Annotated in this window: 24 protein-coding genes and 1 riboswitch; of the genes, 9 read left to right on the forward strand and 15 right to left on the reverse strand. The window is 35.4% G+C overall.

The genetic code is table 11. The annotated features are described in order from the left end of the window. Positions 1-103 precede the first annotated feature (103 nt). The 3 genes from recA to AAC601_RS02135 all read left to right on the forward strand — a co-directional run bounded on the left by recA (position 104) and on the right by AAC601_RS02135 (position 2,367). A complete protein-coding gene (gene recA / locus AAC601_RS02125) occupies positions 104-1,135 on the forward strand; it encodes a recombinase RecA (RefSeq protein ID WP_340152339.1) in 1,032 nt (343 codons plus the stop codon). A 208-nt stretch (positions 1,136-1,343) separates the two neighbouring features. Continuing rightward, positions 1,344-1,904, forward strand: coding sequence for a DUF3267 domain-containing protein (locus tag AAC601_RS02130; protein WP_340152340.1), 561 nt, complete (start codon positions 1,344-1,346; stop codon positions 1,902-1,904). 64 nt (positions 1,905-1,968) lie between these two features. Further along, positions 1,969-2,367, forward strand: coding sequence for a hypothetical protein (locus AAC601_RS02135; RefSeq protein WP_303267991.1), 399 nt, complete (start codon positions 1,969-1,971; stop codon positions 2,365-2,367). A gap of 2 nt (positions 2,368-2,369) precedes the next feature. Here AAC601_RS02135 and AAC601_RS02140 read toward each other — a convergent pair whose 3' ends face one another. The 3 genes from AAC601_RS02140 to AAC601_RS02150 form a co-directional block, all read right to left on the reverse strand. Further along, positions 2,370-2,861, reverse strand: a complete 492-nt coding sequence (locus tag AAC601_RS02140; RefSeq protein WP_303267992.1) for a cytochrome c — start codon at positions 2,859-2,861, stop codon at positions 2,370-2,372. Positions 2,862-2,964: 103 nt separating this feature from the next. Continuing rightward, entirely contained in the window at positions 2,965-3,630 is a 666-nt protein-coding gene (locus AAC601_RS02145; protein WP_340152341.1) for an SCO family protein, read from the reverse strand. A gap of 26 nt (positions 3,631-3,656) precedes the next feature. After that, a complete protein-coding gene (locus AAC601_RS02150) occupies positions 3,657-4,187 on the reverse strand; it encodes a CopD family protein (protein ID WP_303267994.1) in 531 nt (176 codons plus the stop codon). Positions 4,188-4,334: 147 nt separating this feature from the next. On the opposite strand from AAC601_RS02150, the gene AAC601_RS02155 reads away from it, so the two are divergent. Next, on the forward strand, positions 4,335-5,015 hold the full coding sequence (locus tag AAC601_RS02155; protein WP_303267995.1) for a Crp/Fnr family transcriptional regulator: 681 nt from the start codon (positions 4,335-4,337) through the stop codon (positions 5,013-5,015). Positions 5,016-5,143: 128 nt separating this feature from the next. On the opposite strand, the gene AAC601_RS02160 is transcribed toward AAC601_RS02155, so the two are convergent. The 4 genes from AAC601_RS02160 to AAC601_RS02175 all read right to left on the reverse strand — a co-directional run bounded on the left by AAC601_RS02160 (position 5,144) and on the right by AAC601_RS02175 (position 9,340). Next, positions 5,144-5,626, reverse strand: a complete 483-nt coding sequence (locus tag AAC601_RS02160; RefSeq protein ID WP_303267996.1) for a hypothetical protein — start codon at positions 5,624-5,626, stop codon at positions 5,144-5,146. A gap of 71 nt (positions 5,627-5,697) precedes the next feature. Next, positions 5,698-6,909, reverse strand: a complete 1,212-nt coding sequence (locus AAC601_RS02165) for a C10 family peptidase (protein ID WP_303267997.1) — start codon at positions 6,907-6,909, stop codon at positions 5,698-5,700. A 213-nt stretch (positions 6,910-7,122) separates the two neighbouring features. Next, positions 7,123-8,049, reverse strand: coding sequence for a hypothetical protein (locus AAC601_RS02170; RefSeq protein WP_340152342.1), 927 nt, complete (start codon positions 8,047-8,049; stop codon positions 7,123-7,125). A gap of 10 nt (positions 8,050-8,059) precedes the next feature. After that, entirely contained in the window at positions 8,060-9,340 is a 1,281-nt protein-coding gene (locus AAC601_RS02175) for a CHASE2 domain-containing protein (protein WP_303267999.1), read from the reverse strand. A gap of 134 nt (positions 9,341-9,474) precedes the next feature. On the opposite strand from AAC601_RS02175, the gene meaB reads away from it, so the two are divergent. Together meaB and AAC601_RS02185 are read left to right on the forward strand one after the other, a co-directional pair. Further along, on the forward strand, positions 9,475-10,464 hold the full coding sequence (meaB, locus tag AAC601_RS02180) for a methylmalonyl Co-A mutase-associated GTPase MeaB (RefSeq protein WP_340152343.1): 990 nt from the start codon (positions 9,475-9,477) through the stop codon (positions 10,462-10,464). Between the two features lie 6 nt (positions 10,465-10,470). Continuing rightward, a complete protein-coding gene (locus AAC601_RS02185) occupies positions 10,471-12,672 on the forward strand; it encodes a choice-of-anchor B family protein (protein WP_340152344.1) in 2,202 nt (733 codons plus the stop codon). A gap of 44 nt (positions 12,673-12,716) precedes the next feature. Here AAC601_RS02185 and AAC601_RS02190 read toward each other — a convergent pair whose 3' ends face one another. From AAC601_RS02190 to AAC601_RS02220, 7 genes are all read right to left on the reverse strand, one after another. Further along, positions 12,717-13,424 (reverse strand): diphthine--ammonia ligase, encoded by a 708-nt coding sequence (locus AAC601_RS02190; RefSeq protein WP_340152345.1) that lies wholly within the window; start codon positions 13,422-13,424, stop codon positions 12,717-12,719. A 1-nt stretch (position 13,425) separates the two neighbouring features. Further along, a complete protein-coding gene (locus AAC601_RS02195) occupies positions 13,426-14,409 on the reverse strand; it encodes a DUF3667 domain-containing protein (protein ID WP_340152346.1) in 984 nt (327 codons plus the stop codon). Between the two features lie 53 nt (positions 14,410-14,462). Beyond that, on the reverse strand, positions 14,463-14,621 hold the full coding sequence (locus tag AAC601_RS02200) for a DUF5522 domain-containing protein (RefSeq protein ID WP_303268004.1): 159 nt from the start codon (positions 14,619-14,621) through the stop codon (positions 14,463-14,465). Then, entirely contained in the window at positions 14,618-15,007 is a 390-nt protein-coding gene (locus tag AAC601_RS02205; protein ID WP_340152347.1) for an acyl-CoA thioesterase, read from the reverse strand. The genes AAC601_RS02200 and AAC601_RS02205 overlap by 4 nt, the downstream gene beginning before the upstream one ends. Further along, entirely contained in the window at positions 15,004-16,047 is a 1,044-nt protein-coding gene (locus AAC601_RS02210) for a DUF5074 domain-containing protein (protein WP_340152348.1), read from the reverse strand. The genes AAC601_RS02205 and AAC601_RS02210 overlap by 4 nt, the downstream gene beginning before the upstream one ends. A 2-nt stretch (positions 16,048-16,049) precedes the next feature. Continuing rightward, positions 16,050-17,936, reverse strand: coding sequence for a TonB-dependent receptor (locus AAC601_RS02215; protein WP_340152349.1), 1,887 nt, complete (start codon positions 17,934-17,936; stop codon positions 16,050-16,052). A 92-nt stretch (positions 17,937-18,028) separates the two neighbouring features. Continuing rightward, positions 18,029-18,260, reverse strand: a riboswitch (cobalamin riboswitch). A 138-nt stretch (positions 18,261-18,398) separates the two neighbouring features. Beyond that, positions 18,399-19,295, reverse strand: coding sequence for a LysR substrate-binding domain-containing protein (locus AAC601_RS02220; RefSeq protein ID WP_303268008.1), 897 nt, complete (start codon positions 19,293-19,295; stop codon positions 18,399-18,401). Between the two features lie 106 nt (positions 19,296-19,401). On the opposite strand from AAC601_RS02220, the gene AAC601_RS02225 reads away from it, so the two are divergent. The 3 genes from AAC601_RS02225 to AAC601_RS02235 all read left to right on the forward strand — a co-directional run bounded on the left by AAC601_RS02225 (position 19,402) and on the right by AAC601_RS02235 (position 23,974). Next, a complete protein-coding gene (locus AAC601_RS02225) occupies positions 19,402-19,689 on the forward strand; it encodes a hypothetical protein (protein ID WP_303268009.1) in 288 nt (95 codons plus the stop codon). A gap of 12 nt (positions 19,690-19,701) precedes the next feature. Then, entirely contained in the window at positions 19,702-21,303 is a 1,602-nt protein-coding gene (locus AAC601_RS02230; RefSeq protein ID WP_303268010.1) for a proton-conducting transporter membrane subunit, read from the forward strand. Between the two features lie 139 nt (positions 21,304-21,442). Further along, complete coding sequence (locus AAC601_RS02235) at positions 21,443-23,974, forward strand: DUF2309 domain-containing protein (RefSeq protein WP_340152350.1); 2,532 nt, start codon at positions 21,443-21,445, stop codon at positions 23,972-23,974. A 43-nt stretch (positions 23,975-24,017) separates the two neighbouring features. On the opposite strand, the gene AAC601_RS02240 is transcribed toward AAC601_RS02235, so the two are convergent. After that, complete coding sequence (locus AAC601_RS02240; RefSeq protein WP_340152351.1) at positions 24,018-25,250, reverse strand: MFS transporter; 1,233 nt, start codon at positions 25,248-25,250, stop codon at positions 24,018-24,020. Between the last annotated feature and the right edge of the window lie 61 nt (positions 25,251-25,311).

Genomic DNA, 25,311 nt, shown 5'->3' on the forward strand with positions numbered 1-25,311 from the left:
AAAATTTAGTTGTAAAGCAAGGCTTAAGCATTTGGCAATTGATTCTTTTCCTGCTAAATTCGATGCAGCAATTTACAAATAAGCCCTATAGAAAAAATTAAAGATGAGCGAAAAAAGCGAAAAATTAAAAGCATTACAACTAACAATTGATAAACTAGATAAAACTTACGGGAAAGGTTCCGTGATGAAGTTAAGTGATGAAAAGGTTGTAGATGTACCTTCCATTCATACTGGTTCATTAGGACTAGATATTGCGTTAGGGATAGGAGGAATTCCAAGAGGAAGGGTAATTGAGGTTTATGGCCCAGAGTCTTCAGGTAAAACTACCTTGGCCATGCACTGTATTGCTGAAGCGCAGAAAGCAGGTGGAATGGCTGCTATTATTGATGCTGAGCACGCTTTTGATAAATCTTATGCAGAGAAACTAGGTATCGATACAGAGAATTTGTTGATATCTCAGCCAGATAGTGGGGAACAGGCGCTTGAGATTGCCGAACATTTAATTCGGTCTGGTGCCTTAGATATAGTAGTGATCGACTCTGTTGCAGCCTTGGTTCCAAAAGGTGAATTGGAGGGCGAAATGGGGGACAGTAAAATGGGCCTTCAAGCAAGATTAATGTCTCAGGCATTGAGAAAACTGACTGGCGCTATCAGCAAAACAGGCTGTTCTTGTATTTTTATTAACCAGTTAAGGGAAAAGATAGGCGTAATGTTCGGTAATCCTGAAACTACAACTGGGGGTAATGCCTTGAAATTCTATGCTTCTGTTCGTTTAGATATTAGAAGAATTGGAAGTATTAAGGAAGGGCCTGATAATATCACCGGTAACCGAGTGAAAGTTAAAGTAGTGAAAAATAAAGTTGCTCCTCCATTTAAAGTCGTAGAATTTGACATTATGTACGGAGAGGGCATTTCCAAAGTAGGGGAGATCATCGATTTGGGTGTAGAACTTGATGTGATAAAGAAAGCAGGCTCTTGGTTTTCTTATATGGACAATAAATTAGGACAAGGAAGAGATTCTGTAAAATCATTAATTCTTGATAATCCAGAATTGATGGAGGAACTGGAAACTAAAATCAGGGCCAAAATTAATGGTGAAGATTTAGATGAGAAGCCAGTCAAAGAAAAGAAATAAGTTTTAGTTCTCCATTTTAAGGGGTAAAAAATTGAGAAAAAACAGCTGTTTCAAGGCAGCTGTTTTTTTTTGTATCCATCTACATCTAAAATTCACTAAAGCTTAACATTGTCTATTAATCTTCATGCTAATTTTCACGTACATTTATGTGAAGATGAGTCCAGAGTTGTTAAAAAATAAAAGCCAATATAAAAATGTGTTATCCATCATGGATAGCTCAGAATGGCTTTTATTCATATCTACTTTTATTCGAAGGAAAAATTCTGTGACAAGGATTTACTGGGTTTATCTATTCGTTGGCTTGCTGGCTGGCGTCTACATGTCCTTATCAAACAACGTAGCAGAGATTGAGCATAGAATTTGGATAGTTGGTTTGACGGGTGGCCTTTTACTTTCTCTTCTAATTAGTCCTGTTTTACATGAATTAGTGCATGCGCTGTCTTTTAAATTCTTTGGAGCTAAAACAATTAATTTCAGATGGAACTGGAATCTATTCCGCTTTAATGTTCAAGCCAATGATTTTGTTTTAAGTAAAAAGAGCTATTTCCTAATTTGCGCTTTCACATTTTTCTTGTTTTCTGTGATTCCATTGATGACTGCTTTTTATGCTACTGGAGTTTGGCTTTTTGTTTTACTATCACTTTCTTTTTTTCATGCACTTTATGCCTTGAAAGACTTAGCGGTTTGTAGCTATTTATATAAATTTCCGAACTGTTATATCTATAGTTCAGATGAAGACAAAACTATTTTTTATAAATCATTGCCTTAATTCATTTTTTTAAGAACCTCGGCTTTTTTTCAACGTATCCGTTTAAAAAATCTAATCAAAAATAATGAACGCTATACTAAGAATAAGTGCACTTTTAATGATCAGCTTTTTAATGAGTTGTGAATCAAAAGAAAAAGAAGTTGAAAAATTAAAGTCTGAGACAATCGCCATTCATGATGAAGTAATGCCTAAAATGGATGACATTATGAAACTGAAAAAATCGCTAAGAAGTAAAAAAGATTCAGTAAGCGAAAGTAAGCAAGAAACCATCCAAACTTTGATTATTGCTTTAGAAGAATCTGACAAAGCTATGATGAACTGGATGCGTAATTACGATCCTAGAATGGAAAATATGTCCGATGCTGAAAAAATGGAGTATCTCAAAAAGCAAAAATCTTCCATTTCTGAGGTGAGTGAAAAAATGAAAAAAAGTATTGCTGAGGCTCAAGAATATTTAAAATAACGTTATTGACAGTTGGAGAGTGACTCTTCAACTGTTTCCAGCTCAATCATTCCTGTCTCATTTCCCCAGCTATTATAGATGTAGGTTGAAATCTCAGCTATTTCCAAATTGGTCAATCGATCCAAGGCTGGCATTGCTTGATTATAGGTTTTTCCATTCACTATAATTTCTCCCTTTAATCCATTTTTTATTGCGCAAATACTTCTTGGAATATCCTCCAACATATAATCAGATTCACCCAAAGGCGGAAAAAGCTTGCCTAAACCATCCCCTTTTTCCTGATGGCAATTGCTGCAATGAGTAGTGTAAAGCTGCTTTCCTTGTACCATATACTTGGCGTACTTCTGCATTTTTTCACTGGAATAGTCTGCCGTGGCAGAATTTTTAAATTCCTCATATCGACCACAGGAAGATATAATTGGAATAAAAATTATAATTAATAATTGCCAAGACTTTATAAATCTCAGTCTGATAGGAAACCTGTCAGGTTTCATTGAATAAAAGTTTTGAAGTACTTCCATTTTTATCATTTCATATTAATTACAAAGCTGACAGCTTTTAGTAAATTTAATAATGAGATCACTAAATGATGAATATTTACTTCTCATCATAAGTGGCCAAAAGTAATTCAATATCCGTGATCAATTTATCAACTTCTTCAGAACGAGTGCCGTCATACACCCCCCTGATTTTTCTTTCCTTATCTACTAAAACAAAAGCTCCACTATGGAGGTAGCCACCTTCTTCATTCTCATCTTCCATGGCAGTAACCATATAGCCTTTCTGGCCCAGCTCATAAATTTCCTCTTTTTCTCCTGTTACGAAATTCCATTTTGGAGCCTTAACATCTAGTTTTTCAGCAAAATCTTTGAGCAAGGCAACCGTATCATATTCGGGATCAATAGTGTGAGATATTATTCCAACCTCATCATTTTCTTTGTAAGCTTCATACACCCTTAACATTTCCTTTTTCATGGTCGGACAAATAGTTGGGCAGGAAGTAAAAAAGAAATCTGCTACGTAAACTTTGCCTTCAAAAGTCTCTGGAGTTACCCAATTGCTGTCCTGATTAACTAATTTATAATCTGGAATTGTATGGTCAACGGTGTCGGTTACGGTTTTTCCATCTACAATTTTTTCCACGTATTGCTTTCTTCCCAAAACAGGAAATTCAGCTTTTTTATTTTTTTGATTTTCTAAACCACAAGCCACTAAGATTAAGCTTGTAAGTGTGAACAGAATACTAGATTTAAATTTATTCATTTTTGTTAATTGCAAATTATTAATTACTATTTCTCTCTTAAAGCCTTGTAAATTTTAATAGCCACCATTAATAAAACTCCAAAACTGATAAAGCCTATCGTGCCCCAAATCCAGTCGAGCTCATTTTTAAGTACTATTAAGAATACTACGGCAACCAGAAAAAGAGTTGCCACCTCATTCCAAATTCTTAACTGTGTAGAACTGTATTTGATTTCTCCTTTTTGGAGTTTTTTATAAATATAATGACAGGAGAAATGGTATAAATAAAGGAAAAACACAAAAGTTAGTTTAATGTGCATAAAGGGTTGTTGCAACCAAACGGGTTGTAGAATCAGTAAAGTTGTAGCTAAAATCAAGGTGATAATAGCCGAAGGCCAGGTAATCACATTCCATAAGAGCCTTGCCATTTTACTAAGTTGGGCATGTAGAATACCTTTTTCAGGTTCAGACTTTTGGAGTGCCTCAGTTTGATAAATAAAAAGCCTAACGATATAAAATAATCCTGCAAACCATGTGACTACAAAAATGATATGCAAAGACTTAATATATAAATACATATTTTGTTAATTAGGATTTCAATTTTTTGAAGTAGGAATATTTTACCCTGTTGCAAAAGTAATGATTATGAACTTATTTTTGTTTAGTTCCGTAAAGTATAAAATTAGATTTAGTAACAATTATTACAATTCCTAACTCCAAGTAATATGGCAGATTCTACTCAACTATGGTATTTTGAAAATGTTGATTTGTTTAACATTCTTTGCCCACATAAAATTGAAGGCATAGAAGACGATCATCCCATGACGAAATTCAAGAAGGAAGAGTTTGTTTATTTCCCGGAGGATTCTTCTAATTATATTTATATGATAGCGGAGGGAAGGATAAAAATCGGCTCTTATTTGGAAGACGGAAAGGAATCAGTTAAAGCGATTTTAAGCAAAGGAGAGATTTTTGGTGAGTTGGCCTTGACTGGTGAGGATAAAAGGCAGGATTTTGCTCAGGCCATGGATGCAGGGACTATTGTTTGTCCCATGACATTGGATGACATGAAAAATTTGATGGCCAACAACCAGCCTTTAAGTTTTAAAATGATGAAATTGATTGGACTGCGTTTGCGTAAAACGGAAAGGAGATTGGAGTCTTTAGTTTTTAAAGATGCTCGTACTCGAATTGTAGAGTTTCTTAGAGATGAGGCGAATGAAAAAGGAAAAAAAATCGGTTTTGAAATGATGATTCCCAGTCATTTAACCCACAAAGATATAGCCGCTTTGACGGGTACTTCTCGGCAAACTGTTACCACTATTTTAAATGAACTGAGAGAGAAAAACATCATCAACTTCGATAGAAGAAAAATCCTCATTAGAGATATGGAATTATTGGCATAAAAAAAGGAAGCCTTCAAAAGCTTCCTTTTTAGGTTCTGAACCAATTTTATTAAATTATTATTAAAATTATGTTTCGCTATTGATTTTTTAATTGAAGTTAAAAAGTAATTCTACTCTAAAATAAATTTCTATTCAATATTGAGTTGTATGATATTGTAATATCCATCTTCCAATTCACGATCGCTCGGATCATAAATAAGCTCATTATTTAACCATACTTTGGCAAACGCAAGAATACCCTGACTTCTCGCAACTGATGCTTTTAAGGTGTCTTTTTTGAAATCTCCCCATTCAACATGTGTAATTGGTTTTTCATAATTGTCTGTATGATTAGGCACTAAACTTAACATATAAAGACCATCTTTTTTTTCATTTAAAAAGCGTAATTCTTTACTAGATTCTGGATTTTGTAAAGAGGAGTCCATGAAGTAAGTTAATTTAATATCTGACTCCTTAATATGATTTGCATTGTTGGGATCCAATAAATCATTTCCATTTTGATCTACTAATGAAAAATACATATCGATTTCAATTCTGTCATTAGTAATATTATCTTCTTTACAACTCATGGATAGTATTGTAATTGCAAGTATTAAAAATTGAGTTTTCATCTTATTTGTCTTTTAATTAAAAATTACTTTAAAGGTTAGTTGATTGTGGAATTATGTAATAATAAAATCTTTTAAGGTCGTATATTATAAATCATTTTTTGATTAGAATTATAAGGTCCATTATTGCCTGAAGGATCAAAACTTGATGAATAGAAACCATCTGAACTTGATCCCCAACCCCAGTTCATTCGATAATAGGCTATACTAGTACCCGTACAGTCATCATAATGATAAGTATATAATTGATATCCTTCTGTAACCCACATGTGACCACCCGTACTGCTACTACCTGATAGAATAACAGGTCTATTATTATTTAGTTCCACTCTTACAGTACCACCAATAAATGAGGACTGAGTTGCGGATGAGTAACCAAAATCGCCAGTAAAAATAAGTGATTTATCTTTGTTGCTTCCAACGCCTGTAACTGCCTCTGATGCAGTTTCACAACTGTAAGAGGGTTCGTTCCACCATCTATTATCAATTGCATTATGAATATCTAAAATAAAATTTGCTGAAGTAGTATTACCCACTGTGTTACTCATGTTTCCCCAATTATAATTAGTAGGAAATTCATGATATCGCATTACTTGAGCAATGGCAATAGGTACACATCCTGCTACCGCTCTTGTTGAGGTGTTATCATCACATTGTATTATATGTAAAGCATCATTAAAACCACCTCCTTGTCTCCACTTAAATGGAAAGGTTAACAGTTTTTCATTAAATTCGGTATAATTGGAACAGTCAGGTTCATCCATTGGCCTTCCATTAGGCAATGCATTAGAAAAGCCTCCAACCTGAATATTTCCCCATAATTTTTTGAGTTTTAAAGATTGTTCTTTGTTCTTTTTAAGTTCATTTATTGTATCGTAAGCTTTATCCATCCAAAAAGAAATGCCATTTGCTGTTTTTGCTTTTTCAGGGTTAAAGCTTCCATCTTCAGAATAAGCTAAAATGGGATTTACTCTTTTGTCACTTGCCAATAAAACCCAACCACCCTCTTTAAAATTAATGGTATAAAATGAAAGTTCATTTTCTTTATTTTTTACTGGAATAACTTCCGTTACTGATTTATTTATGAATTCTTGACCGCCTCGCTTGCTTTGATCATCCTTTTGATCAATCAGAAAATTAATATTCTCTGCGATTGAGTCAGCTTGTTCAATATTTACAGCAAACTTATCATTGTTTTGGGTATCTAGAATTAAATCAAAATGTTCTTCCTTCGTGCAACTGAAAAACATGATGGCAAATCCTAGAATGTAAATTCTTTTTAACATAAGGCTTTGATTTTAAGGTGTTAATTTATTTGTAAGGTTAAATTATATAAATTTATCCTTAACTCCTAATTATTACTTATGTATTTATAAAAAGTTTTAAAACATCATCAACTTCGATAGAAGAAAAATCCTCATTAGAGATATGGAATTATTGGCATAAAAAAAGGAAGCACTTTTCAGGCTTCCTTCTTTAGTTTAGTTTTGGTTTTAATATCAGTTCGTAAAACCATTTCTGATTAAGAAATCTTCATAAGCTTTTTCAAAAACCGGTACACTTGGTGCCATTTGGATGGCTTGCTCGTATGCTGTTAAAGCATCCAAAAGTAAATCATTGTCTTCATAGAAAGCCGCCATCACTAATTTATCCATAGCAGATTCGCCTTCTATCTCACTTTTGAGCTGTTCAAGTATTTCTTTTATTTCTGCCGTTTCTTCCTCTGGCTTAATGGTAATAGCATAATCATCAGATTTCAAATCTTCACCTTTAACCTGAACTTTCACTTTAATGAAGTTTTGACCAGCAAATGGTTCTTTACTTCTATCCAATAAGTAAGAAGTCTTATCGACCGTTTCAGTGGCAATGGTTTCATCAAAAAGGTTGCTGAATGTCAATTCATAAGATAAACCTTCTATTTCTCCCTCTTGCTTCGGCTCATTCCATCGAAGAATTACTTCATCATTGATGATTTCACTTGAGCTTAAAGCCATTATTTTAATAGAAGCACCACTCGCCAAAGCTCTGTCTACGGCTCCTGTAGCTCCTAGACTTTTTCTGTAATCTCCGCTACCTTCATCATCACTCATCTTGTTCATCACAAAGTCAGCATATTTACTGGCCACACTTGTGTTTTTACTTTTTAAGTTTGCTGCCAAACCTGAAACGGTATGAGAACCAGGGGTTTTTACTTCTAAAGTTTTGCCTGAATTATGCATCAAACCTAAATATGCTTCTTCTGATAATTTTAGCTCATCTCCAGAATTTAATGACTGACCAGTTTTCAGCTTTGTCCAATCAGCTCCTTCCAACTTAACAGAATTATCACCTTTATTGGCCAGGACCTTAAATACGTAACTTTGCGCATTGGCAGCGTAATTACCTAGCCACAATGCCACCACTACAATTTTGATTAAAGATTTCATAATAATTGATTTAATTGATTTCTACTTTGTCGATCTCACTTTTGTTTACACTAAATAATTCTCTTCTACCTTCTTTGGTAAACATATTTTTTACTACTCCATTATATACTTCCAAGGAGTCACCCACTACTGCCACAACACCCATTGCAAGTGTTAATTCCAAATTAATGTTAAACAGATGATAGCTATAGATAATTGCTCCTAATATAAGCAATAACTCTATCAGTTGAACTACTTTGGTTATACCATCATACCAATTTTTTAAACGATAGTAAACCCACATAAATGCCACAACATTCAAATAGCATAGTAAAACTGCAATTATGATCTGGTAATGTTCTTCAAGTTTATAAACGTAATCCTCATCTAAAATCATAGAAATGATATTGGCATGAATTACAGCTCCAAACATATCAGGTTTTCCTCGGCCAGCATATTTCTCATTTAAAGGAGTATAATATTTGTCCTCTATCGTATACGGGTCACCAAAATATTCACCAAGCATACCAAAGATTACTATTTTTCCTTCTATTAACTCAGGAACGAAATTCTCATTAAAAACATCTGGAATATCCAAAGCAAAAAAGGTAGGAGCAAAATTGGTCTCGCTGCCCATTGCATTTCCTTTATAGTTGATGTATTCTGTTTCGTTATCCCTTTCCAAAAAACGCTCCACTTTTTCAGGTGCAAGATATTGTGCTAGCCTCACAGCGAAGAATAAATGAGTGCTATCCTTAGAGTATAAGTAATCTTTGGGAACAAAGGAACGGCATGTTTTTACATCTTCCTGTGTCACTCCTTCTCCTGTCACTAGATTTGCAAAGCCGAAATCTTCTGCATGTACCCTGAATTTTTCTGCAGATAATTTTAAGGAATCTACTACATTGAGCTCATTATATCGCTCAAGTTTGGTAGCCATAACAATATTGTCTACTTCACTTATTGCATTGACCAGTGCAGAGTCTTGAGCTTCTCCTTTTGAAAAAGGAAAAAAAGTGTCCAATCCAATTACCTTAGGATTGTATTTATTGATGATTCTTATTTGTTCAGCTATCATATGCCGAGGAAGCCTCCCGATGTTCACAAGAACCACGTTATCATCAGCTGAGGGATCTTCCCTTAATGTGGAGTATACAATGTCATTGAACTCTACATCTTCTAAAGCCTCTCCAATTGGATCAATAGCATCAAAAACATTGATTAAAGAAAATAACCCAAAGATTACAACGAAAATAAATGCCGTTGCTAAAATTGAATCTATCCATATGTTTTTGAATATACTCCCTTTCATCCTATATTAAAATAGTTAAACTTTTTATCTGAATAGTAAAATTATAATAATTAATTGAATTTAACAATTATATGTAAAAAAATTATACTTTAGACGTTTTGCATCTTAACTTTTGGGTTTAAAGAAAATATAGATTGAAAAAACGAAGAAGATTATCTTTAGAAGAATATCAAGAAGGTGTGCTTTCTGGCAGTAGGGTAGGATTAAGTAGAGCTATCACCCTTGTTGAAAGTACTCTGGACAGTGATAATGAGTTAGCCGCTCAATTGATAGATAAGATTTATGACTATACTGGAAAATCGTTCAGGATAGGAATTACCGGAGTTCCGGGGGTTGGGAAAAGTACATTTATTGAGGTATTTGGACAACTTGTACTTGAGAACAAAAAGAAGTTGGCTGTTCTAACCATAGATCCCTCCAGTCAAAAAACAGGAGGTAGTATTTTGGGTGATAAAACACGAATGGAAAAACTTAGTCGATCTGCAGATGCTTTCATAAGACCCTCACCATCAGGAGATGCATTAGGAGGAGTAGCGCACAAAACCCGGGAAACAATGTTACTTTGTGAAGCAGCCGGATATGACTTTATTCTGATTGAAACAGTAGGTGTAGGTCAGTCTGAAACCTCCGTTAAAAACATGGTTGATTTCTTTTTGTTACTGATGCTAGCAGGGGCTGGCGATGAATTGCAAGGCATTAAAAAAGGAATAATGGAAATGGCTGATGCCATCGCGATTAATAAAGCAGATGGAGACAACATTGATAGAGCTCAAAAGGCCAAAAAAGAATATCAAAATGCTTTACATTTATTTCCTGCAAATGAAAATGGATGGGTACCTGAGGTAAAGACTTGTTCAGCAGTGAATAGTGAAGGGCTGGTTGAGATTTTTCAGTTATTAGATAAATTTCAAGTAGAACAAAAGCAAACGGGTTATTTTGCATTAAACAGAAAAGAACAAGCAATTCATTGGATGCATCAGACAATTCATCATTTTTTAAAACAAAACTTCTACAAAAGTCCTGAAGTATTGAAAAATTTAAGCAAATTTGAAGATGAAGTAAGACAGGGCAATAAGCATTCTGTTAAAGCTGCAAGAACGTTATTAAATCAATATTATAAATAAACTATCATGGCCAAAATATTTACTTTCCTATTGACTTATATTCTAATTTTGAATTATTCTTTTGCCCAAACCCCGTGCGAAAATGGAAAGGCTGCAGGATATGACTGTAATCAAATAGAATATCTTGCTAGGCTGAATAATGCCGAGTTATCAGGTACCAACGGGGTCGATGGAAATGATATTTGGGGTTGGACAGATCCCTCCTCTGGAAAGGAATATGTTTTGATGGGGCAGACAAACGGGACTGTCTTTGTTGATATCAGCAATCCAGCCTCCCCGAGGATTATTGGAAGACTTCCAAGCCAATCAGGAAATCCCAGTTCATGGAGAGATATTAAAGTTTACAAAAATCATGCTTTTGTAGTTGCTGATAATAATACTGGTCACGGCATGCAGGTCTTTGATTTAACAAGACTAAGAGAGGCAAATAGTTCAATCCAAATGTTTAGCGCGGATGCTGTTTATGCTGGTGTTTCTAGTGCCCATAATGTGGTGATCAATGAAGAAACTGGATTTGCGTATATAGTAGGAGCCAGGGGTGCAGGTAATAATTGTGGTCAGGGGGGATTGCATATAGTCAATATTCAAGACCCAAAAAATCCTGAATTTGCAGGTTGTTTTGATTCAGATGGCTATACTCATGATGGACAATGTGTTATTTATAATGGCCCAGATCAGCAATACCAAGGAATGGAGATTTGCTTCAATGCCAATGAGAATACTGTGACAATTGCAAATGTGAATGACAAGGAAGATACCAGGTTGATTTCGAAAATGGGATATTCACAATCGGCATATTCTCATCAAGGATGGTTAACCGAAGACCATCAATTTTTTATTTCAAATGATGAGTTAGATGAATTGAATAATGGGCTGAATACCAGAACTTTGATTTGGGATGTAAGAAATCTAGACAATCCAATTTTACTAACTGAATATTTATCAGAAAGAACAGCTATTGATCATAACTTATACACAAAGGGGTCATTAATTTTTCAATCTAATTACACAAATGGGTTGATAGTTCTGGATGGTAAAAGAATTGCCCAAGGTGATTTGCGAGAGGTAGCTTATTTTGATTCTTTTACGCAAGGGAATAATACTTCTTTTAGCGGAAGTTGGAGTAACTACCCTTATTTTGACAGCGGTATTGTTGCAATTAGCGATATTAATAATGGATTACTCTTAGTTAGACCTACTATAGAAGAAAAAATTGTGCAACACCCCGTTTTTACTTCTTGCGGTGCAGAAGCTCGATTAAGAGTGGAAGTTGATGAGAGCTTTGAAGTTAATAATTATCAATGGCAGCTTGTAGATGGCGATGTTCCCCAAAATTTAACAAATAATAATGATTATTCAGGTGTGAATTCGGCTGAGCTTGTAATAAATTCAGAGCTGTCGGGATTGGCAGATATGCGTTTCCGGTGCAAGGTAGAATTAGAAAATGGAGAAACATTAACAACTTTTCTTTCTAATAATGTTGATGGATTACCAAGTGCAAATCTTTCAGCGTCAATTAATGATTTGGAAGTGAACTTCATCAATAGCAGTTTGGGTGGTACTAGTTATGAATGGGATTTTGGAGATGGAAGTGATATTTCAACAGAAGAAAGCCCAGTGCATACTTATGAAAATGCTGAGAATTATCAAGTCCAACTCACTGTTAGCAATGATTGTGGTTCTTCACAGTTCGAGTATAACGTAAATTTAACAAAATGCTTACCTTCTGCAGATTTTACGGTCTCAGTTGAAGACGGTGAAATTACATTTGTAAACTTAACAAGAAACTCTAATTTATTTGAATGGGATTTTGGAGATGGCTCGGGCATAGTTACTGATAAAAATCCAGTGTATACTTACGATAATGAAGGCCCGTTTGAAGTCACCTTAACAGCCTATAATGATTGTGGAACTAGTACTGCCACTATGACGATTGATGCCATGGTTTTGAATAATCGAAATTCCTTAAATCGACTCGTGAATATTTACCCTAATCCTGTTCAAGATCAATTGTTTATTGATTTTGAGTCTTCAGAGGATATCCGTGAAATATCTGTCTTAGCTGCAGACGGCCGAAAATTTTACTTTAGTGAGTTGTTCCAGAATAAACAGTCAATTAACATGTCTGCATGGGAACAAGGTCTATATTTTATGATTATTACTGATAAGAAGGGAGATAGAATTGTAGAAAAGATAATTAAGGAATAATGGTGATCTGCTCGGTTTTCAAAATCTGTAAAGCCGAGTAGTCATTATTCAAAATCAGCAAAATAAAATTCACTTCTCATTTCTTTGGTTTTTCCGTCATCCTCAATTTTATAAACATAAAAATGAGAGTGAATTGAAAGCAATTGTAATTCTATTGAGTTTTGAAAAAGTGGCCCATTATAAGCAAAGGTATGAAACTCTCCATTTTCGCCACATGGGTCAACATTCTCACCTAAGTTCTGAATGAGTTGATGATTAATGGTTTGCCCAATTAAGGATTTATTAAGTTTTGATGCATCTCCTGCACAAATTTTAGTTTGGTATCCTAGATCCAAAAATTCTTCAATAACGGCTTTAGTTCCTTTTCCCCACAATGGGAATACACATTTTATGCCTGTTTCTGCCATTCTTTCTTCTCTGTATTGTCTCAAATCTTCTAAGAATATATCCCCAAATGCAATGGTGTCAATGCCTTTTGTTTTACAATATTCAGCATATTCGCTCATCACTTGGTCATATGACTTATTGCTTTTATCAGACGGTAGGTGACTTATTTTGAGTGGTAGGTTTAATGATTTTGCCTGCGCTTCAATCAATTCTTTCTTGATGCCATGCATTCCAACCCGGTCAGTTTCTTCTCCAATTACTGTATGCAAATGGTCTACTTCAACATTACTGGATTGCATCAGCATGTGAAGTGCTAAGCAGGCATCTTTTCCTCCGCTCCAACTTAAGGCAATTTTCTGTGACATGTCAAATAGTAATAAATGAAACGTAAAGTTCAAAAAGGAAGCCAAAAATTAATAGAGTGAAATAGAAGATTCCTAAAATTAGAAATTTCAAGATAGATTTACTCCAGTTGTTTTGGTACAGCCTTTTAATGGAGAAAAGGGTATAAATGCTAACCCAAACAAAACTTAGAAATATAATCCATTCTTCAGCTGTAGAAAATAGACTGATTAATAAAATGGCTAATCCATAAATAAAATATGCAAATGCATGAAGGTGCAGCCCATGAATGAGATGTTCTATATAATACCTTTTCTTCATAAAAAGGAGGTATAAGATAAAAGCAAAAACGGGGAGGAAGAAAAACATCATCAAAGGCAGATTTCTAATGGCCTGATAGGTGAACATGGAAGAATTCAATACAAATGATCTTTTATAACTGGCGGGAATAATTTCGATACTTCCACCTACTTTATCAAGTTTCGCTTCAAATTCCTCATCGCTTAAATTTTCATCTGCTGCCCAATATTTTAAGGTTGCCCACTTATTAATGGAATCTTCCTTATTTGCCACTTTATTTTGCTCTGCTTTATTAATCAGTTGTTGAATTCCTAAACTATCAAGTTCTTCAACTTTTAGCGAATCCGTAATGGATTTTTGATTGACAACTGATCTTAATCCTGAGTCAATCAAATCTTTAGGAACTGTAAGGCTAATCATGAAAAAATAGAAAAGGGAAAATATCAAATACAATCTAATAGGATTGATATACCTTCTCCTTTTCCCTGCATTAAAAGCTTTGGTGAGCTTTCCTGGCCGGAAAATAAAGGGGTTTAAAGTTTTGAATAATATAGTGTCAAAACTAATATAGTTTGAAAAGAAATCTTTTATAAAAGCACCTAAAGGCAGCTTTTTGTCGGAATTTTCTTGGCCACAATTTGGGCAATAGTTTTGATCAGGTGTTAATTGCTCACCACAATTAAGACAGTTCGTAGTCTTGTTTTTCAATCTTCTGTTCAGTTAGCTAGCTACGAAAGTAAAAAATAATTTGAATGTTTTCGTTATTTTTTTGCCTTCACATTTTTAAAATCATAAGGGCAATGTCTGCATTTATTTCCGCAGCAATAACCTCTTTTTAAATGATATTTTTCAGTGAAAACGAAAAAGCCATTTTCCATATAAAAATCATCCTTCTCTATCTTTATGTTTTTTGCACTCATGTGATTGAAATCGGTTTCTTATTTTCATCTATAGCCACCATAGTGAAACAACCAGAAATAGATTTTTCCCTGTGGTTGGAATACATTTCTTCTGTAAAAACATCTACTCTGACCTCCAAACTAGTATTTCCGACCTTCTCAATTTGACCCACTAATTCCACTATGGTTCCAGCAGGAATGGCTTTATTGAAATCTATTTTGTCACTGCTAACGGTGACCATTTTCTGTCTGGAATAACGGGTGGCCGTTATAAAGGCCACCTCATCCATCCATTGCAAAGCAGTTCCTCCAAACAGGGTATCATAATGATTGGTTGTGTTTGGAAAAACTGCTTTGGTTACTTTGGTGATGGCATGATTGATTTTCTTTTCTGAAGTATTGATCATCTCTTTCCATCAACATTAAATGAAAACTGAGTTGGGATAATACCAGCTGTAAAAGAATCTATCAATTCTCCATCATTACTATACCTCTGTACCAGACCTTCATTTGCATAATCTACAGCATCTCCAAGATAAAAATCACCTGAAACAGGATCAATGCCAAATGCATAGGGATTTTGCATCTCAACCGATATATTGGTGTTAGTCACATTGTAATCAGTTGTGTTTAATGAAAATATATCACCATTTGAATAAAAGAATATGTCCATTTCAAAGAGGTCGATATCGCCAAGTATTTCATTCTCGTGATCAATTTGGTTTTCAATACTTGTTAATGAAGAGTTGAGTTGAACTAAACTTCCACTAGTGCAAACAATCCAAATCTTTCCATTTTCATCTTCGATAATTTCTTGCGGACCTTTGGGCACAGATATAGTTTGTTCAATTTCTAAATTATCAATATTTATAATAGATAATTCGCTGATACTTCCATCAAAACTAGCATGTCCTACAATTAGCTTGTTGTTTTTAATAAAAAGATGCTCAGGATATTCCTGGGTTTCTATTGTATCGACAAGTTGATTTGTTTCTAATTCAACAACGAGTATTTCACTAGAGGTTAAGGCAAAATTCTCATTATAAGGCCCCCAATTTGATATAAATGCCAAATCATCTGATATAGCTATGTCTCTAGGCTTGTCTAATTCTGGAAACTTTATCAATGTTTCGTAATCTAAATTAGCATCCATTATTTTTATATCGTTGCTACCATTCAGTACGCTGTATATTTTGGAATCATGAAATGATGCATTTTGCTGTACATCTCCCAAGCTCATATTACTCTGTCTTCGGAAAGCAATGGGCGTGTATTCATTAATTTCAGGATCATAATTTCCTATCGTAGCATTATTGTTTCCAAACGATCCCTCGTTGTAGATGTATACTCCTGAGGTTTTCAGATTAATTTCTTCCTTTTCTTCACAAGCGGAAAGGAAAAATAAAAGGGCAATTACTTTAAATAAGTTAGGGTAATTTTTTATCATGTTTAATTAATTTTAATGGTTCTATTTATACTGATTTGAAAATTTCTTCCGGGCATAGCATATCCGGAATACAACTGATATTCTTTATTTGATATGTTTTTTACTTGAGCAGAGGTCGTCCAAATTTCATTACTCCATTTCAAGCCTATGTCTGATAATAGAAAGGATTCTAATGCATAGATATCTGTATTGCTGTTAGTAGTGTAAACCTTTCCCGTCCATTGTTGAAATAGATCCAACGAAAACTTTTTCCAAACAATGGTAACAGAGGTATTGGCTTTATGCAATGGAGTATATATCAATTGTTTGCCAATTTCATTTCGGTTTCCTTCGCTTTCTATCACCGTAGATGCGGTATAACTATATTGACCATTAGCTTCAAGATCTAGTCCTGAAGTTGTTGGAAAATGAAGAGAAGCACTGCTTTCAATCCCTTGTGCTAGTACTTTCTTAATGTTTCTTGGTCGCCATTGATTGTTAGGATCAGGAATCCATTGGATCCAATTATCTACCTGATTATGGTATGTAGTTATAGAGAATTCCGATTCTGTTTTTCCCCAATGATGTCGAGAGGATATTGTAACTTCTTTGTTCCAAGAAGTTTCTGCTTTCAGGTCAGGCCGACCTGCCTCATTCCAAAATCGATCATTTAAAGTAGGAAGTCGGTAGTTGTAAGAAGTATTTAATTTGAGCTTCAGTTGATGACTCTCTTTTGTAAGTAAAATAGTGGATAATCCTGCATAAGGTGAAATTGGAATTTGTACTCCCGGCACTACCTGCTGTCTTAGATGAAAAGCATAGTCTATATTTTTCAAAATTTCTCCCTTGAACAAGGCTCCAAAACTAAAACGCTCCTCAGTAGCTCTTCCCAATTCATAGTTTCGGTTTTGAGCTTCTATGTGATTGTGTCGAGCCGATATTTTCAATTGATGATTTCTGGAAAAATAATACTTATAATCGGCAAAGCTTTCCCATCTGTTTACCTTGTAATATGAAATAGCTTGACCTAATCTGTAATCCATTTCATCGGTAAAGTAGCCTGTTCCAATTTTTAGCTGGTGGTGTTCACCATTTCTCTCATAATTCAGAAGAGTTCTTAGATTTTGATCTGTCTGCTCGTTTAGGTCTCTGCTCGATCCAATTGGAGGTTGTATTTCCCTGAAATTATCATGGTACCAAATGGCCAAAGTCATTTGGTCTTTACTGCTGATTTTATAACCGATGCTTTGATTTACACCCCAGCTCTCAAAACGCGCATTGTCTTGCTTTTCACCAGTTTGCAAAATGGTAAAATCATTTTCTGCTTTACCCCAATATAATTTAGTGCTGTAAGCCCATTTCCCTCTACTTCCATTGGCAGATAGATTACTTTTGAGTTGACCAAAGCTGCCTAATTGTTGACTCAGGGCTAGACGATGACCCGATTTGAATTGCAGGGGATTTTCCAACAATATAGCACCTCCAAATGCACCATTTCCGCCCATACTGCTTCCGCTTCCCGGAATAATGGAAATTTCTGAAATGGCATGAACTGGAATTAAGGAAAAATCAGTTTGGCCTAAGGTGAAGCTGTTGATATTGAAATTATTCCATAACACGGATGTTTGGCTCGCACTGGTGCCACGAAAGGCAATGGTCGTCAGCATACCATTTCCGTATTCTTTGAAGTAGATACTACTATTCTGCCTCAGAACATTGCTGATGTTATCGCTACTGTAGAAGTCAAGTGTTTTAGGATTAGGCAATAGGATGTTGTTTCCCGGTAGAAATTGTTTTTCAAAATTTCCATGCACAGAGATTTCCTGCAAAACAGTCATACTGTCTTGTGGGTTTTGTGCCAATAGTTGATCACCGAACCATAGCAATAAAAATAACACACCTAATCGCATAAAATATAGTTTAATGCGACCACGGTCAAAATCAGATGTAAAAAAGTTCGCTAATAGCTTTCGTACATTCCTGACCTTTCACCCGAAAGTCGAAAATATTCATGAGCCATGGCAGGTCTCCTGACTTGTCCTATGAAGTTGCGGCCTTCCCATCAGCCAAAAGGCGGACAGTGGCAAGGGTATTGCACTTCAAACAAAAATTGGACTTACAGTTGCGGGGACAGTTTCGGAATTTCGGTTTTAAAAAATTAAAACCAAGCACCGAATTCCCTTTTAATCCTGAAGGATTGTTTTCCAACAGAAACCATAATTCTGTTGCAAATGTAGGGGAATGAAAGGTGAATTCAAATGTTTACTATAAAATATAGACAGCAAAAATTTTCTAATAAGAAGGAGGCGTTTTTATATTCTTTTTGATACACAAGCGCAGGTCAGGAGCAAAATAGTGGAGATTTTATTTGACTATTTGTAATCGAGATACCATTTAAATTTTTTATCAAGGATTTCATTTTTTCTAACTCTAATAAAATCTAGGTATGCTTGAGCCACGGGAGAAATCCTTTTTCCGCTCAGCCAAATTAACCTCCATTTGGTTTTCAAAGGTAAATCGTCAGCAGGTAAAATATATAATTGCTTATCTAGTAATTCGTTTTTTATCCCAATGAGAGGCATTATAGAATTTCCTAGTCCTGCAATTACAGCTTGCTTTACTGCCTCATTTGAGGTAAGTTCTAGTCTTTTTCTGTCCTTAGAGTTATGAGTTCCGTAGTAATGCTCCATAGCGCTTCGGGTAGCAGATCCCTCTTCTCGATAAATGAGTGCTTTGCTGTCATTTCGTTTCGGTTCGTTACTTATTAGGTATAATTTATTATCAATTAAAAGCTCTTCTTCAACGTCCAGTAGACCAGGTATTACACTTACCAAAGCAAAATCTATTTCATTGTTTTTCAGACTTTGGATAACTCTTGTTTTATTTGTGACATCCAAAACTAGGTCTATTCCAGGATTTTGGGACAGAAATTCTTCGAGAAAAAATGGAATAACATACTTGCCAGTTGATGCCGAAGAGATTTTTAGTTTCCCAGTCAGCATACCTCTATAGGCTTCAGTTTTATAATTTATATTGTTGAGTTCTTCAATAACCCTCTCAGCTATTATAGCAATCTCCTTTCCGAAATCCGTGATGTGTAGTTTCCTGCCAATAATCTCATAGAGTGAAATATCAAACTGCCCTTGAAAATTCTTTAACTGGATGGAAACCGCAGGTTGAGTCATGAAAAGTTCTTGCGATGCTTTAGTGATACTTTCTTTCTGAACCACTTTTAGGAAGATCTGCAATTGGTGGATAGTATAATTCATAACAATAGTTTATAAGTAGTATAAAACATATAAATAAAAATATATGAGTAATATTTCTCAAATTTGTATAAATAATTTCATAAATCATTAAACAATTTTAAAAATTATGGAAAAAGTGTTAGTCAATAAGCAGACTGAAGTCCTAGTGAAAGGAGAGTATTCAGCAGTAGAAGCTAAAGAAATTGTGTCTAATCTAATTAGTCAAAAAATTAATTTTCACAATCTGAGAGATTTTAGTTCTCATGAGCGATATGGAAAGCCGGATGAAAATTCTCTGAAAAGGATTGTGGAGTTGAAAGAAAGTAGGAAATCTTTGTTGGAAATTATTGATGCTGCCAAAGAGGAAGGGAAAGCTGTTAAAATTAATTCAAATATTATAATTGAACTAGTTTAAAAACTGCTGAGCATGACTAAGGAATTAATGACTAGTTTGGTTCTGATTTCCCCAATCCTATTTTCATTTATTGCATTATTATCATGGTTTATGCGAGGCATAAGACCTGCTAAATTAATATTGATAAGCAGAATCAGTATTTACTTGGGTATATTCATAGCGCTAGTTTCTTGCGCATTTGTATATCAATATGGGATTTTGGAGAGTAACAGCATAGCCTATGAAGGCTTAGGGTTCTCCATAAGGTTAGATGCCTTGAGTGTACTAATATTCACTATGATAAATCTCATCAGCTTTATTGTGATGAGGTTTAGTTTTAATTATATGGATGGAGATAGTAAACAAGGAGTTTTTATTGGAAGACTGGCGGCTACTATTGCTTCTGTACAATTACTGGTGTTAGCAGGAAATTTAGGGTTGATTTGGGTTTCATGGGTTTTGACCAGTATTTCTTTACAAAGAATGTTGATTTTCTATGCGGAAAGACGAAGATCGAAATTGGCTGCACGCAAGAAATTCATCTCTGCTCGCTTAGGGGATTTATTTTTGTTAACATCCATATTTCTCCTTTATAATCATTTTGGAACAGGCAATTTACAGGAAATCATCCTTGCAATGAAGAATCCTGCTGGAGCCTTTCCAATAGCATTGGAAATGGCCATGATATTTATTGCAGCAGCTGCCATTTTGAAATCTGCTTTATTCCCTACGCATGCCTGGTTGGTGGAGGTGATGGAAACTCCTACACCGGTATCGGCCATGTTGCATGCAGGTTTATTAAATGCAGGGCCATTTTTAATTGCCAGGATGTCATTTTTAATGACCGAAATGACTTACGCTCCTATTATACTAATAATTTTCGGTGGTTTTACAGCCGTGTTTGGTTCGATTGCCTACATGACACAATCTTCTGTAAAAACTGCACTGGGTTATTCTAGTATTTCTCACATGGGGTTTAGTATCTTATTGTGCGGATTTGGAATTTATGCTGCTGCAATCCTGCACCTTGTAGCACACTCATTCTACAAGGCACACGCATTTCTTTCTTCAGGCAGCCTTATCGATGTGAAAAAAGCATCTAAAATCAATCTTAAGCCAAGCAATTCCAATCCTTTGATTCTTATAGCAAGTATCATTTTGGCCTTTGTTATTTTTGGAAGTTTAGCTCTTTTGTGGGGAGTAAATCCAATAGAGGAATTATCACTATTGGTGGTAAGTTGCATCATAGTGATGGGACTGTCCTTACTGATTGGAACTACTCTAAGTACTAAAAATTCTAAGCAGTTAATCTTGAAAATCACAATGGTTGCTGCAGTGGTGGCGCTGGCATTTTTCAGTTTGGAAGCTCTAATGGCAAATGTACTTAAATCACAAATTCCTGTAGTTAGTCAACCCTCAAATCTAGTTACTGTCATGCTCTTTTTTTGGTTAGTGATTTTCATAGGATTGGTGCTAATTCAGATGTTTTCTCCTTTTATAAAAGGCAAAAAGTTCTGGAGAAAATGGTCTATTCATTTTAGAAATGGACTTTATGCCAATGTAATCTACGATAGAATGGTAGGAGCACTTTATATCAAATCTTCTTCAAGCCTAGATCGCTGGGAGAAAAGTTAAACTTGCTCTTTCTAATAAATATGATAATGAAAATGCTTAGAGTTTGCTACAATGCAAATACGAAAAGTAGAATCAAAAATGAAGGCTTTAGGAGGTCTTTATTGCTTCAATGAGATTTTGTTTCATTAAAAAACATCAAATGCTAAAAAATACGAAAGAATCCAATTTCAATTCAGATTACGACAGAATTACAAATGCTTTGGATAATGCCTCAAAGAAAATTGCCCCCTTGTGGCCACTGGAAAGCTTTGTGGCTGTGAATCCTTACCTAGGATTAGGTGATCAGTCTTTTGAATCTGTAGCGCAGCAATTATCCGGATTGGCAGGTATTCAAACAACGATGAAGGCTGAATATTATCTGAATGCAATCCAAGAGAATAAACTACTGCTAGCAGACCTAAAAAGAGTGCTTGATAAAAGGAGAATACAGAAAAGTGCACAATCATTCCTTGAGGGAGTAAGAAAGAAGGAATTTCACAGTATTAGTGCTCCTAAGATAGAAACCGTCAGTGAGGTTTCGAGGAAGGTAACAACAGCCAATTGGCCAGATTTTATGGTGGACAGTATCTCTTCTTGGGCTTCTTCTTATTTTGATTCATCACAAACTCAATGGAGAGATAGTAATCATGACCTTGGGTTATTTGCTTCGTGGAAAATAGAGGCGGGAACCAATAGGTCGCCATCTTTGATGGGTTTGAGAGGGTTTCATAAGGTGATAAAATCTTTACCGGATAATTACATTGAAGCTGCACATTTTGCGCTCAATGATTTAAGTGTTGAAGACGATGCCCTTCCAATTTATTTACATAGTCTTCTGCTACGTCTAGGAGGTTGGTCTTCCTACGTTGCGCATTTTGATTGGGATAATAAAAGGTATGGTCGTGCAGGAGCGCAGTTGAGTGAGTTCTTAAGCGTGTTAATCTGCTGGGAATATGGAGTTTATCATGCCATGAAAAATCCCCTGGTGGAGAGTCAGTGGAGAAGATCTAAGCGAGAGATGCTTAAATTAAAGGAGTCAAATCCCTTAAATGAAGAATTAATGGACTTAATTATTCTACAAGAGGCATTTGACTTAACGGCTCAAAGAAGATTAATCGAGAAATTCAAACAAAACCCTTCTCGACAGAAAAACGATGACAGCGCTAAAGTTCAGGCAGTTTTCTGTATTGATGTGAGATCGGAAGTTTATCGTAGAAATTTGGAGTCAGTGGCTCCTGAAATCGAGACCTTAGGTTTTGCCGGATTTTTCGGATTCCCTATCAACTTTAGGAAGCTGGGCCATGACGAGGGCTTTGACCAATGTCCTGCATTAATCCCATCTTCTTTTATTGTTGAAGAAAGTATAGCCGACAAAAATCAAAACGATAGGTCGGTATCAAGAAGAAAACTCAATAAAATTTTTGATTCTGCTTGGAAGTCTTTCAAATCAAGTGCTATTAGCAGTTTTGGCTTCGTAAGCCCGCTTGGACTCTCGCTTATGCCTAAACTGTTTACAGATTCGTTTGGACTGACTAGACCAGTTCCGCATCCGCATAAAAATGGTTTGAGTAAATCAGATATTGAGCATCTATCAGTGAATATCGAAAGTGTTAAAAGTCATAATTTCTCTACAGGAATTCCTTTATCGGACAGAGTAACTATGGCAAAAGGAGCTTTGCAGGCAATGTCCCTGACAGAAGATTTTGCTAGAATAGTAATGATTGTCGGTCACGGGTCTACCTCTGTCAATAACCCCCACGCTTCTGGTTTAGACTGCGGTGCATGTGCAGGTCAATCAGGTGAAGCTAATGCTAAAGTAGCTTCGATGATTTTAAACGATAAAGAAGTTCGAAAGCAGTTAGCAGAAGAGAAAATTAATATTCCTGATACCACTTATTTTCTAGCCTGTTTGCATGATACTACAATTGATGAAGTATCACTTTTTAACACTAATTGGGTTCCTTCGACTCATCAAGAAGATTTAGAAAATATTCAAAAAAGAATTCAAAAAGCAGGGAAAGCAACTAGAGCAGAAAGAGTTCTTAGGATGAGCATGGACGATAAAAGCAATATCGATACATTCATAAAGGCAAGAAGTAACGATTGGTCGCAAGTTAGGCCGGAATGGGGATTAGCAGGTTGCTCTTCTTTTATTGTGGCACCAAGACATATCACTCAAGGGCTGAACTTGGAAGGACGATCGTTTTTGCATTCTTACAATTGGAATGAAGACACTGGATTTAAAGTGCTAGAAGCTATTATGACAGCGCCTATGGTGGTAACAAGCTGGATTAACCTGCAATATTACGGATCCACTGTTGACAATAAACATTTTGGCTCCGGCAATAAAACGCTGCATAACGTAACGTCAGGAATTGGTGTTTTGGAAGGTTATGCAGGAGATCTACGAAGCGGGTTGCCGATGCAATCAATACACGATGGGGTAAACTATCAACATGAACCATTACGATTAAGTGTAGTAATCAATGCTCCAACAGAGGCTATGGACAAAATTCTTGAAAAACATTCTTCTATAAAAGAGCTTTGTGATAACAGATGGATTTTCCTTATGGCGATGAGTGATGATGGAGAGATCACTGATATGTATGATGGAAATTTAATGTGGAGAAGACTATCAAGGGAAGATCAAGTTTTTAATCCAACTGAGAACTTGATAGAAGAATTAGCCTAGTACACACTTTTCTAATAAATCAATGAGAGTGAATGAAGACAAATCATTCGCTCTCATGATCGTTTATGTTTTTAATAGTAGATGGCATCCTGAATTTAATAACAATAGAAGAAGTAATCGTCAGCAATGCAATCAATATTATTGCGTAATTTACTCCAAAGAAGTCAGCAGTAATACCTGAAATGACCGCTCCAAAAGCATAGCCTAAATCTCTCCAAAGTCTGAAAGTCCCAATACTTTCCGCTCTTTGTTGCGGACTGGTGGTCTGTGAAATAGTGGCTAGAAAGGTGGGGTAAACCAAGGCAGTTCCCAGGCCTAAAATAGCAGATAGACCAGCTAAAACGGTGAAATTGCTGCAGAATGGGATAAACAGTATGGCAACACCTTGCAATAACATCCCCCAGAAAAGCATGCCTTTTTTGGAATAATGGTCAGACATTTTACCTGTAAATAACTGACCAATCCCCCAGACTGTAGGATAAATAGCGGTAATAATTCCAATATTTTCATTATCGTAGTTCAATGAGAACAACACCATTGGTAAAAGTCCCCAAATCATTCCATCATTCAAGTTATTAATTAAGCCTGCTTGGGTAACAGAACTCAAGGTTTTATTTTTGAAAGTGGTTTCCAAAAAGATGTTTTTGAGCTTCACAGTTTTATCAATACCATTTTCTTTATTTACATGACCTCTTGTATCTTTCACCCAGAGTAATGTCAAAATAAAACCAATGATTGAAAGGAAAATTCCAATATAAAAAGGGTAGGGGGTAATGCCATAGCTATTGGCCACATAACCTGTGATAAAGGCTACTATACCAACCGCAAAATATCCTGCAAACTCATTTAATCCCATGGCGAGCCCGCGGTCTTTTTCCCCCACTAGGTCTATTTTCATCACTACTGTACTGCTCCAGGTTAATCCCTGACTAACGCCCAACAAAATATTAGCTAAAATTACAATGGTCCAACTAGGAGCGAAAATCAGCATAACTGGCACAGGGATAGCCAAGAGCCATCCAATGAGTAGTAAATTTCTCCTGCCAAATTTATTGGCTAATTTTCCTGTGTAATAATTGGCTACGGCCTTACTGATCCCAAAAGCAGTTATAAATGTTAAAATTGCCGTTTTGGAGGCTACTCCGAATTCTACCTCAGCAAATTGTGGGAAAATGCTCCTTTCCATTCCCACCATGCCGCCAACAAATGCGTTGACTATCACCAATAAGGTAAATTGTTTCCAGTTTTCTTTTAGGCCTAAATTTATGTTCGTCATAATGCTACTCTATTTCGAGATCCAAATATTATCTTCCAGAATAGGAAATAATGTAACACTT

Origin of the sequence: uncultured Marivirga sp., from assembly GCF_963974845.1 — a bacterium.
GTDB classification, from domain to species: domain Bacteria; phylum Bacteroidota; class Bacteroidia; order Cytophagales; family Cyclobacteriaceae; genus Marivirga; species Marivirga harenae.

Bases quoted from the DNA above. Each gene is read 5' to 3' on its own strand.
- recA (WP_340152339.1), top strand. From the start codon at position 104: ATGAGCGAAAAAAGCGAAAAATTAAAAGCATTACAACTAACAATTGAT.
- AAC601_RS02130 (WP_340152340.1), top strand. From the start codon at position 1,344: ATGGATAGCTCAGAATGGCTTTTATTCATATCTACTTTTATTCGAAGG.
- AAC601_RS02135 (WP_303267991.1), top strand. From the start codon at position 1,969: ATGAACGCTATACTAAGAATAAGTGCACTTTTAATGATCAGCTTTTTA.
- AAC601_RS02140 (WP_303267992.1), bottom strand. From the start codon at position 2,861: ATGAAACCTGACAGGTTTCCTATCAGACTGAGATTTATAAAGTCTTGG.
- AAC601_RS02145 (WP_340152341.1), bottom strand. From the start codon at position 3,630: ATGAATAAATTTAAATCTAGTATTCTGTTCACACTTACAAGCTTAATC.
- AAC601_RS02150 (WP_303267994.1), bottom strand. From the start codon at position 4,187: ATGTATTTATATATTAAGTCTTTGCATATCATTTTTGTAGTCACATGG.
- AAC601_RS02155 (WP_303267995.1), top strand. From the start codon at position 4,335: ATGGCAGATTCTACTCAACTATGGTATTTTGAAAATGTTGATTTGTTT.
- AAC601_RS02160 (WP_303267996.1), bottom strand. From the start codon at position 5,626: ATGAAAACTCAATTTTTAATACTTGCAATTACAATACTATCCATGAGT.
- AAC601_RS02165 (WP_303267997.1), bottom strand. From the start codon at position 6,909: ATGTTAAAAAGAATTTACATTCTAGGATTTGCCATCATGTTTTTCAGT.
- AAC601_RS02170 (WP_340152342.1), bottom strand. From the start codon at position 8,049: ATGAAATCTTTAATCAAAATTGTAGTGGTGGCATTGTGGCTAGGTAAT.
- AAC601_RS02175 (WP_303267999.1), bottom strand. From the start codon at position 9,340: ATGAAAGGGAGTATATTCAAAAACATATGGATAGATTCAATTTTAGCA.
- AAC601_RS02185 (WP_340152344.1), top strand. From the start codon at position 10,471: ATGGCCAAAATATTTACTTTCCTATTGACTTATATTCTAATTTTGAAT.
- AAC601_RS02190 (WP_340152345.1), bottom strand. From the start codon at position 13,424: ATGTCACAGAAAATTGCCTTAAGTTGGAGCGGAGGAAAAGATGCCTGC.
- AAC601_RS02200 (WP_303268004.1), bottom strand. From the start codon at position 14,621: ATGAGTGCAAAAAACATAAAGATAGAGAAGGATGATTTTTATATGGAA.
- AAC601_RS02205 (WP_340152347.1), bottom strand. From the start codon at position 15,007: ATGATCAATACTTCAGAAAAGAAAATCAATCATGCCATCACCAAAGTA.
- AAC601_RS02210 (WP_340152348.1), bottom strand. From the start codon at position 16,047: ATGATAAAAAATTACCCTAACTTATTTAAAGTAATTGCCCTTTTATTT.
- AAC601_RS02215 (WP_340152349.1), bottom strand. From the start codon at position 17,936: ATGCGATTAGGTGTGTTATTTTTATTGCTATGGTTCGGTGATCAACTA.
- AAC601_RS02220 (WP_303268008.1), bottom strand. From the start codon at position 19,295: ATGAATTATACTATCCACCAATTGCAGATCTTCCTAAAAGTGGTTCAG.
- AAC601_RS02225 (WP_303268009.1), top strand. From the start codon at position 19,402: ATGGAAAAAGTGTTAGTCAATAAGCAGACTGAAGTCCTAGTGAAAGGA.
- AAC601_RS02230 (WP_303268010.1), top strand. From the start codon at position 19,702: ATGACTAAGGAATTAATGACTAGTTTGGTTCTGATTTCCCCAATCCTA.
- AAC601_RS02235 (WP_340152350.1), top strand. From the start codon at position 21,443: ATGCTAAAAAATACGAAAGAATCCAATTTCAATTCAGATTACGACAGA.
- AAC601_RS02240 (WP_340152351.1), bottom strand. From the start codon at position 25,250: ATGACGAACATAAATTTAGGCCTAAAAGAAAACTGGAAACAATTTACC.